This window comes from Roseicyclus amphidinii, assembly GCF_030163755.1.
Lineage (GTDB): Bacteria > Pseudomonadota > Alphaproteobacteria > Rhodobacterales > Rhodobacteraceae > Roseicyclus > Roseicyclus amphidinii.
In genome coordinates, this window is the sequence record NZ_JASJOE010000016.1 from 59,766 (window position 1) to 67,536 (window position 7,771).

13 protein-coding genes are annotated in these 7,771 nt (G+C 71.4%); 12 read left to right on the plus strand and 1 reads right to left on the minus strand.

Features of this window, described 5'->3' with window-relative positions:
• The first annotated feature begins 34 nt into the window (after positions 1–34).
• From flaF to QQK83_RS07810, 3 genes are read left to right on the plus strand one after another with little or no spacing between them, the layout of a single operon-like run.
• On the plus strand, positions 35–409 hold the full coding sequence (gene flaF, locus QQK83_RS07800) for a flagellar biosynthesis regulator FlaF (RefSeq protein WP_284263195.1): 375 nt from the start codon (positions 35–37) through the stop codon (positions 407–409).
• The gene (gene flbT / locus QQK83_RS07805) at positions 406–810 is read left to right on the plus strand and encodes a flagellar biosynthesis repressor FlbT (RefSeq protein WP_284263196.1); all 405 of its coding nucleotides are present in this window, start codon (positions 406–408) and stop codon (positions 808–810) included. Before flaF ends, flbT begins: the two co-directional genes overlap by 4 nt.
• A 2-nt stretch (positions 811–812) precedes the next feature.
• Entirely contained in the window at positions 813–1,604 is a 792-nt protein-coding gene (locus tag QQK83_RS07810) for a DUF1217 domain-containing protein (RefSeq protein ID WP_284263197.1), read from the plus strand.
• Between the two features lie 19 nt (positions 1,605–1,623).
• On the opposite strand, the gene QQK83_RS07815 is transcribed toward QQK83_RS07810, so the two are convergent.
• Positions 1,624–2,976, minus strand: coding sequence for a FliI/YscN family ATPase (locus tag QQK83_RS07815; protein ID WP_284263198.1), 1,353 nt, complete (start codon positions 2,974–2,976; stop codon positions 1,624–1,626).
• 98 nt (positions 2,977–3,074) lie between these two features.
• Between QQK83_RS07815 and QQK83_RS07820 the strand changes: the two genes are divergently transcribed.
• From QQK83_RS07820 to QQK83_RS07860, 9 genes are read left to right on the plus strand one after another with little or no spacing between them, the layout of a single operon-like run.
• A complete protein-coding gene (locus QQK83_RS07820; protein WP_284263199.1) occupies positions 3,075–3,413 on the plus strand; it encodes a FlgB family protein in 339 nt (112 codons plus the stop codon).
• 18 nt (positions 3,414–3,431) lie between these two features.
• Entirely contained in the window at positions 3,432–3,821 is a 390-nt protein-coding gene (gene flgC, locus QQK83_RS07825) for a flagellar basal body rod protein FlgC (RefSeq protein ID WP_284263200.1), read from the plus strand.
• 9 nt (positions 3,822–3,830) lie between these two features.
• A complete protein-coding gene (gene fliE / locus QQK83_RS07830) occupies positions 3,831–4,127 on the plus strand; it encodes a flagellar hook-basal body complex protein FliE (protein ID WP_284263208.1) in 297 nt (98 codons plus the stop codon).
• Entirely contained in the window at positions 4,124–4,393 is a 270-nt protein-coding gene (locus tag QQK83_RS07835) for a flagellar biosynthetic protein FliQ (protein WP_284263209.1), read from the plus strand. The genes fliE and QQK83_RS07835 overlap by 4 nt, the downstream gene beginning before the upstream one ends.
• Positions 4,394–4,402: 9 nt before the next feature.
• On the plus strand, positions 4,403–5,125 hold the full coding sequence (locus tag QQK83_RS07840) for a flagellar hook-basal body complex protein (RefSeq protein WP_284263201.1): 723 nt from the start codon (positions 4,403–4,405) through the stop codon (positions 5,123–5,125).
• A 12-nt stretch (positions 5,126–5,137) separates the two neighbouring features.
• Positions 5,138–5,923, plus strand: a complete 786-nt coding sequence (gene flgG / locus QQK83_RS07845; RefSeq protein ID WP_284263202.1) for a flagellar basal-body rod protein FlgG — start codon at positions 5,138–5,140, stop codon at positions 5,921–5,923.
• Positions 5,923–6,351, plus strand: a complete 429-nt coding sequence (flgA, locus tag QQK83_RS07850) for a flagellar basal body P-ring formation chaperone FlgA (RefSeq protein ID WP_284263203.1) — start codon at positions 5,923–5,925, stop codon at positions 6,349–6,351. Before flgG ends, flgA begins: the two co-directional genes overlap by 1 nt.
• Entirely contained in the window at positions 6,348–7,073 is a 726-nt protein-coding gene (gene flgH / locus QQK83_RS07855; protein ID WP_284263204.1) for a flagellar basal body L-ring protein FlgH, read from the plus strand. Before flgA ends, flgH begins: the two co-directional genes overlap by 4 nt.
• Before the next feature lie 22 nt (positions 7,074–7,095).
• Complete coding sequence (locus QQK83_RS07860; RefSeq protein ID WP_284263205.1) at positions 7,096–7,614, plus strand: flagellar basal body-associated FliL family protein; 519 nt, start codon at positions 7,096–7,098, stop codon at positions 7,612–7,614.
• Positions 7,615–7,771: the final 157 nt, after the last annotated feature.

A 7,771-nucleotide genomic window follows, 5' to 3' on the forward strand; every position in this document is an offset into this window, starting at 1 on the left:
CCGCCGCCGCGCCGCGTCCAGAAGGAATACCGCCGTGACCGCAACCACCCTCGCCCGATCCGCCTATGCCGCCGCGGCTGCCCCCGTCGGCACCCCGCGAAGCCACGAATACACCGCCTTCGAGCGGATCACCGCGGCGCTTGCCCGCGCCCTTGCGCCGGACACGCCACTGCCGCAACGCGCCGCCGCCCTGCATGACAACCGCCGCCTCTGGACGACGCTGGCCACCGACCTCGCCACCGAGGGCAACGGCCTGCCCCAGCCGCTGCGCGCGGGGCTCTTCTACCTTGCCGAGTTCTCGCTCGAGCAAAGCCGCGCGGCCCTCAGGGACCCGGCGGCGCTGGCCGCGCTCGTGGACGTCAACCGCGCCGTGATGCGCGGCCTCGACGGCATGGCGGGCACATCATGAGCGGCCTTGTCCTGAAACTCGGCCCGCGCGAGCGGGTCCTGATCAACGGTGCGGTGATCGAGAACGGCGACCGCCGCGCGCGGCTGTCGATCGTGACGCCGAACGCCAGCATCCTGCGGCTGCGCGACGCGATCCACCCCGAGCAGGTGACGACACCGGTCAGGCGGGTCTGCTACATCGCCCAGCTGGTCCTGTCGGGCGATGTGGAACTGTCGGACGCCCGGACCCAGATCCTGCGCGGGATGGAACAGTTGAGCCAGGTCTTCACCGACCCCGACAGCCGGGCGCAGATCGCCCGCGCGACCCAGTTCCTGTCCGAGGACCAGGTCTACCAATCGCTCAAGGCGCTGCGCAGCCTTCTACCGCGCGAAGAGCGCCTGATCGCATCGCGGGACGGGTAGCGGTGCAACCGCTCCTGCCCCTCGGCGGCTACGCGGGCTGGCGCTTCCTGTCGCAAAGCCTGCCTGCGCAAGTCGACCGTTTCGCCGCAAGTCCCGTCGAGGCGCGAGAGACGGCCTATTTCCGCGACACCATCGCCAGCGTCACCACGCCGGAGGCGCTGGTGTCGGATTACCGCCTGCTGCGCGTCGCCCTCGGCGCTTACGGCCTGCAACAGGACCTGCCGAACCGCGCCTTCATCCGCACCCTGCTGGAGCAGGGCACGACCGACAGCGGCGCGCTGGCCAACCGCCTCGCCGACAAGCGCTACCGCAATTTCGCCGAGGCCTTCGGCTTCGGCGGCCCGCTGCCGCCGAAAACCGGGCTGCCCGGCTTCGCCGACCGGATGCTTGCGCGCTTCACCCGGCAGTCCTTCGAGGAAGCGGTCGGCGCGCAGGACGAGACGATGCGCCTTGCCTTGACCGCGCAGCGCGAGCTTGGCGAGCTGACGGCGCGCCGGACCACCGACACGACCGCCTGGCTTTCGGTCCTCGGCACGCCGCCCCTGCGCAAGGTCTTCGAGACGGCGCTGGGCCTGCCCGCCTCGATCGGGACACTCGACATCGACCGGCAGGTCAGCGCCTTCCGGCAGGCCGCGGAGCGAACCCTCGGCCAGTCCGAGGTCGCGCAATTCTCCGACCCCGACAGGGTCGAGGACCTGATCCGCGTCTTCACGCTGAAGTCCGAGGCGGCCTCGGGCCCCTCGCCACTCACGCCGGGCTATGCCGCGCTGGTCCTTCTGGGCGGCGCGGTCTGAGCCGCTCCTGCCGGGCCCGTCAGGGCACCGCCCGCAGCCGCGCCGCGGCGGCACCCTTGCCCGGCTCCGCGGTCTCGAGAATGCCCGACAACGTCTCGAAACTGTCGCCGATCCGATCCCCAGCCCGCGCCCCCACGAAGGCGTCGAGCGCCGCATGGACGGTGACCGCCGCATCCGTCACCGGATCGCTGCCGGGCGCATAAAGCCCCGCGCGGATCATCATCTCGGACCGGTCATAGGCCCCCATCAACTGCCGCGCGCGCCCGATCAGGCGCAGCTCCTCGGCGCTGGCGGCACCCGGCAGCGCGCGCGAGACCGAGCGGAGCAGGTCGATAGCCGGGTAGCGCCCGCGCTCGGCGATCTCGCGGTCGAGCAGGACATGGCCGTCGAGCACGCCGCGCATCACGTCGGCGACCGGCCCCTCCATGTCCGACCCCGCGACCAGCACCGACAGGACGGCGGTGATGTCGCCCTGTCCGTCGGCTCCCGGCCCCGCGCGTTCGGCCAGCGCCATGACCGTCTGCGCCATCGAGGCCGGAAAGCCCGAGGGCCCGAACGGGTCGCCCGCGGCGGCCGCGACCTCGCGCTGCGCCTCGGCGAAGCGGGTGATCGAATCGGCCAGCAGCAGCACCTGCCGCCCGCGGTCGCGGAAATGCTCGGCCGCCGTCATCATCGCCCAGGCCACGCGCGCGCGGGTCAGCGCGGGCCGGTCCGAGGTCGCCGCGATCACCACCGAACGCGCCAGCCCCTCGGGACCCAGCGTCTCGGCGAGGAAATCGCGCACCTCGCGCCCGCGCTCGCCGATCAGGCCGATCACGACGACATCCGCCGCCATCCCCTGCGCCAGCGCCGCGATCAGCCGCGACTTGCCCACGCCGGAGCCCGCGAACAGCCCGATCCGCTGGCCGCGCACGATGGGCAGAAGCGTATCGAACACGGCAAATCCCGTGGCCAGCCGCGGCCCGAGGCCCCGACGCGCGGCGGGCGGCGGCGGCGGTGAGACGAGCGGCCGCGCGACCGGGCCGGGAAAGAGCGGGCGACCGTCCATCGGCTGCCCGTCGGGGTCGATCACCCGGCCGAGCCAGCCGTCATGCGGCGCAAGCGTCGCGGGCCCCAGATGCGTCACCGGCAGGCCCAGCCGCACCCCCTCGGGCGGGCCCTCGGGCATGACGGTGCAGCCCGCGCCGTCAAGGCGCAGGATCTCGCCCATCAGCCCGTCGCCGATGCGCACGCGGTCGCCCAGCGCCGCCACCCGGTCGAGCCCCGCGACCGCGACATGGTCGCGCCCCAGCGCGGTGACATGGCCGACGCTGCGGGCCGGATGGATCGCGCGCAGCTGCGCGTGGAGCGTGTCGAACGGGGCATGTGTCATGGCGGGTCCTCCGGCCTCCGCGCCGTTTGGCGCCTCCCTTACGGTTTCTAAAGGAATCACCCTTAAGCATCCGTGTAGCCGCAGTGGGAGAAGCCCCGATGTTCGACAGGCTCGAGATATTTGCCCTCGCCTCCGCCCGGGCGCAGCACGCCGCCGCCCGGCAGGCCGTGGTCGCGCAGAACATCGCCCATGCTGACACCCCCGGCTACCGCGCGCAGGACATCGCGGAGTTCGCCGAAACCTGGCGCGCCCTGCAGCAGGGCCAAAGCGGCCCGCCCCGCGTGATCGACGCGGGCACGCCCGCCTCGCCCAATGGCAACACCGTGTCGCTCGAGCTGGAAATGCTCCGCGGGATCGAGGCGCAGCGCGCCCATTCCCGCGCGCTGCAGGTCTATGGCTCGGCCATGGGCATCCTGCGCACCAGCATCGGGCGCTGACATGGGGGACCGTTCGAGATGACCGATTTCAGCTCCGCCCTCGGGATCGCCGCCTCGGGCATGCGCAGCCAGGCCGACCGGCTGCGCCATGTCTCCGAGAACATCGCCAATGCCGACACGCCCGGCTACCGGCGCAAGGTCGTCAGCTTCGAGCCGCTGCGCGACCCTGCCACCGAAGGGGGCGTTCGAACCGGCCGCGTCACCCTCGATCAAAGCCCCTTGCCCCAGATCCACGACCCCGGTCACCCGATGGCCGATGCCGAGGGCAATTACCTCGGCACCAACGTCAATCTCGTGGTCGAGATCGCCGACGCCCGCGAGGCGCAGCGCAGCTACGAGGCGAACCTGCGCGTCTTCGACCAGATCCGGCAGATGTCGTCGTCTCTGAACGACCTGCTGCGCCGATAGGAGGCCATGGTGGACATCCGCAACACCCTCGCGCTGCAGGCCTATGCCCAGTCGCGCCTGTCGCCGCAGACACCCGCGCAACCGACCGACGGCAGCGCCGCCGCGGCCTTTTCGGCGGCGGTCGCGGGCTTCACCGACACGCTGGCCCAGGGCGAGGCGCAGGCGCGCGCCGCCATGACCAGCGGGGCCGATCCGCACGCCTTGGTGACGGCGCTGGCGCAGACCGAGCTGGCCGTCGAGACCGCCGTCACCGTCCGCGACCGCGTGGTCGAGGCCTACCAGGAAATCCTGAGGATGCCGGTCTGATGAACGAGTTGGTCTTCTTCGACACGCTGCGCGCGGGGCTGTGGACCGCGGTGCTGATCTCCACCCCGATCCTGCTGGCGGCGCTGGTGGCGGGCGTGGCCATCGGCCTCTTCCAGGCGCTGACCTCGGTGCAGGAGATGACGCTGACCTTCGTGCCCAAGCTCGCCGCGATCCTCGCGGTCTTCTGGGTCTCGATGAGTTTCATGACCGCGACGCTGACCGGCTATTTCGCCGACACGCTGATCCCGATCATCGCGGGCATGTAGGGGGCCAAGATGGACAACGCAGGATACACCACGCTGACGCGGCAGGCGGGCCTTCTGCGCGAGATGCAGGTGGTCGCCCATAACATCGCCAACATGTCGACCGCGGGCTTCCGGGCCGAAGGGGTGATTTTCGCCGAACATGTCCGCGCGCTGGAGGGTGAGGGCGACAGCCTCTCGATGGCCAGCGCCAGCGCCCGCAGCCTTTCGCCCCGGCAGGGCGCGCTGGAGCAGACGGGCTCCCCCTTCCACATGGCGATCGAGGGGGAGGGGTTCTTCCTTGTCGCCACGCCCGAGGGGGAGGCGCTGACGCGGGCGGGCAATTTCGTACGCACCGACACGGGCGAGCTGGCCACGCCCGACGGGCACCTTCTGCTCGACGCGGGCGGCGCGCCCGTCTTCGTCCCGCCCGAGGCGACCTCGGTCATGCTGGCGCAGGATGGCACGCTCAGCGCGGATGGCCAGCCGCTGACGCAGATCGGCCTCTGGCAGCCGGTCGACCCGACCGAGCTCGAGCGGCGGTCAGGCGCCCTTTTCGTCGCGCCCTCCGGCGTGGAACCCATGCTCGACGCGACCCTGATCCAGGGCATGGTCGAACGCTCCAACGTCGATCCGATCACCCAGATCGCCCGCATGATCGAGGTGCAGCGCGCCTACGAGATGGGCCAGGGCTTTCTCGACAGCGAGAATGACCGAGTCCGCGATTTCCTCAGAACCGCCGGCGCCCGCCAGTAAGGAGACCCGCCCATGAGAGCCCTCGACATCGCCGCCACCGGCATGAGCGCCCAGCAGATGCGGGTGGAGGTCATTTCCAACAACCTCGCCAACATGAGCACCACGGGCTACAGCGCCCGCCGCGCCGATTTCGCCGACCTGCATTACCAGCAGATGGTCCGCGCGGGCGCGATCAACGCCGCCGACGGCACGCTGGTGCCCACGGGCGTGCAGCTTGGCCTCGGCGTGCGGCCCGCCGCGGTGTCGATCACCATGGCGCAGGGCGCGCTGGCACAGACCGGCGGCGTACTGGATGTGGCGATCGAAGGGCGCGGCTGGCTCGAGGTGACGCTGCCATCGGGCCTTGCGGCCTATACCCGCGACGGGGCGCTGCAGCGCACGGGCGACGGGCTGCTTGTCACCGCCGACGGGTTCGAGGTGTCGCCCGGCATCACCCTCCCCGAGGATGCGCGGCAGGTCTCGATCAACTCCGATGGCGAGGTCTACGCCTATTTCGCCGACCGGGTGGAGGGCGAGCTGCTGGGCCGGATCACGCTGGCGGGCTTCTCCAACGATCACGGGCTCGAGGCGATGGGCTCGAACCTGTTTCTCGAAACCGCGGCCTCGGGGACACCGATCCGGTCCGATCCGGGGCAGAACGGGCTGGGAACGCTGAGGCAGGGCTATCTCGAGGAAAGCTCTGTCGATGCCGTGCGCGAGATCACCGAACTGATCGAGGCGCAGCGCGGTTACGAGTTGAACGCCAAGGTCATCACTGCCGCCGACCAGATGCTCGGCGCAACCACGCAGCTGCGCTGATGATGCGGCGTGTCCTGCCCCTGCTTGCGCTGCTGGTGGCCCCGCCCGCGAAGGCCGACACCGTCATCGCCGCCGGCACGATCCGCGGCCAGACCCTGATCATGCCCTCCGACATCGCCGTGATCGAGGGCGACACGCCCGGCGCGCTGTCCTCGGCGGCGCAGGCGGTGGGGATGGAGGCCGCCGTGAACCTCTTCGCGGGCCGTCCGATCCGGCCCGGCGACCTGCGCCCGCCCGCCGTGATCGAGCGCAACGCGCTCGTGACGATCCGCTACCGGCACGCGGGCCTTGTCGTCGTCACCGACGGCCGCGCGATGGACCGCGCCGCCGCGGGCGAGGCGCTGCGCGTCCTCAACCTCTCCTCCCGCAACACGGTCACCGCGGTCGCGGCGGCCCCCGGCCTCGTCATCGTTGGACCCATGCCATGACCGTTCCCCGCCTGCTCGCGCTCTGCGCGCTTCTCGCCCTCGGGGCCTGTGCCCGGCTGGCCGAGGTCGGCCGCGCGCCGGAATTCCAATCGCCGGTGAACGGGAACGAGGTCTTCGCCATGAACACCACCCCCCTTCCGGTCGCGCGTGCCGCCCCCGGCCCCGCGCCCTCGCTCTGGCGGGCCGGGCGGCAGTCGCTGCTGGGCGACCGGCGCGCGCGCGAGCGGGGCGACATCCTCACCGTCGTGATCGAGATCGACGACAGCGCCTCGATCTCCAACGCGACCGACCGCGGGCGTTCGGGTTCCGAAAGCATGGCGCTGCCGCAATTCCTCGGCCTGCCGCAGGTGATCGACCAGCGCCTGCCCGAGGGTGCCAGCCTGGCCGAGGCCGTGTCGGGCAGCGGCTCCAGCAGCTCCTCCGGTTCCGGGTCGGTGCGCCGCAACGAGGAGTTGACGCTGCGCGTCGCCGCCACCGTGACCGAGGTTCTGGGCAACGGCGCGCTGCGCATCGAGGGCACGCAGGAGGTGCGGGTGAACTTCGAGATCCGCGAGCTGCTGGTCAGCGGCTATGTCCGCCCCGAGGACATCTCGCGCCAGAACGAGATCACCTATGACCGCATCGCGGGCGCGCGCATCTCCTACGGCGGGCGCGGCCAGATCAGCGACATGCAGCAGCCGCGCTACGGCCAGCAGGTCGCCGATATCATCCTGCCCTTCTGACCCGCCTTCGAGGATCCCGCCGATGCTCCGCCTTCTCCTGCCCGTGCTTCTTCTGCTTCTCGGTGTCGGCGGTGGTGTCGGTGCCGGGCTGATGCTCGGCGGGGGTGAGGCCGCGCCCGAGGCGGCTGCCGAGGGCCACGCCGCCGCCGATGACGGGCATGGCACCCAGGATCACGGCGCGGCGCAGGATGACGGCCATGGCGCGACCCCCGCAAGCGGCACGGAATTCGTGCGCCTGAACAACCAGTTCGTCGTGCCCATCGTCCGCGGCGGCGCGGTGCGGTCGCTGGTCGTGCTGTCGCTGACGCTCGAGATCGAAAGCGGCAACAACCAGGCCGTCTTCGACCGCGAGCCGCGGCTGCGCGATTCCTTCCTGCAGGTGATGTTCGCCCATGCGAACGCAGGCGGGTTCGACGGCAGCTTCACCGAGGCCACGGCGATGGACCCGCTGCGCGCCGCGCTGCGCGATGCCGCCCGGCAGGCACTGGGTGACATCGTGTCGGACGTGCTGATCGTCGACATCACGCGGCAGGACGCCTGAGGCGTCTACCGCTCCCGCGCCGCATCCCGAGCAAGGCGTTCCAGCACCAGCTTGCGGCCAAAGGCCGGGCGGGCCGCGGCCTTGGCCTCGTCCAGCTCCGCCTCGAGCATGGCCAGCCCGGACAGCGCCGCGGCCTGCCGCCGCCGCAACCGCTCGG